The sequence below is a fragment of the Sulfolobus sp. B1 genome, assembly GCF_007050195.1.
Taxonomy (GTDB): Archaea; Thermoproteota; Thermoprotei_A; order Sulfolobales; family Sulfolobaceae; genus Saccharolobus.
In genome coordinates this window covers 1-1,000 of record NZ_QIMI01000286.1, presented here as the reverse complement: position 1 = coordinate 1,000, position 1,000 = coordinate 1, and the positions used below count along the sequence as shown (strand labels likewise).

Annotated in this window: 1 pseudogene; it reads right to left on the bottom strand. The window is 37.0% G+C overall.

Features of this window, described 5'->3' with window-relative positions:
• Positions 1-224: 224 nt before the first annotated feature.
• Positions 225-1,000: pseudogene (locus tag DMP16_RS10205) on the bottom strand (malate synthase); the annotation flags it as partial.

The following is a 1,000-nucleotide window of genomic DNA, read 5'->3' as shown; positions in this document are numbered from 1 at the left end:
AAGACCTTCCCCCCTTTTATGTAAATATTTTTAACTTTTTATATATAAATAATGTTAAAACTGTACTGTAAAATTTAAAAAGAACGATTGCGATATAAATTATCAGTGTTTAGATTTGTCATCACGATTGAAGATCCGGGATGAAATTTTACAAAAGTATAAGGACCTCTTCGGTGAGAGAGTAATAAATGACAAAATAGTTAGTGTAGAAGGACTCATAGAGGAACTGGCAAATATCTTCCAGCGTTAACTTCTTCGTACAGTAAGGCTAATTTAAGTGTACCAATTGGTAAGTTAAGTTTCCTTTCTATCCTTCTAAGGATTTTTTCTATTACTAGAGCCTCCTCTGGGGTTTGTGTTTTAGGTAAGTAGAAGTATACCCCAGAACCAGCAGTCTTCATGCTATTGTAGTTGTTTAACGTGTAAATCACGGCTGATACTATAATAGATGGAACTGGCTTATCATTTAACGTAATGTCATAATCTAGTAGATGTAACCCGGGTAACCTGTGAAAGATTGTAGGCCATTTATCTCTTGGCTTATTTATGGTGTAAGTTTTACCTTTCTCGTAATAAGGACTAGGTGCCTTTCCGGATAAGAATAGTTTGACGTTCTTTCTCCCTTCCCATACATCTGCTACTGTCTTTCCAGAGCCGTAAGGGATATACCAAGCTGGAGAGGCATCCTCTTCATCTTCCATAGCGCAAGCCACATCAGCGTTAACTTGGTGATAAGCTCTACTTAACGGATACCAAGGACCAGTTATTTCAAGTCCAGGATTATTTAATGGGTGTGCATCTTTTGGAATCGGTACATTATCGTTTAACCTCCATCTTAAATTGGATTCTCTAACTAGGAAATTATCTATCATACCTTGAACTATTTCTCTGAAAGTTCTCTTATTCCCATCAGCATCTTCAAAAACTTGATCCCATGAAGGAAAAGATCCCTTCTTCTCAACCGGTTCCTTTGACTCCAGCCATTTCCTCCTCTTACTTA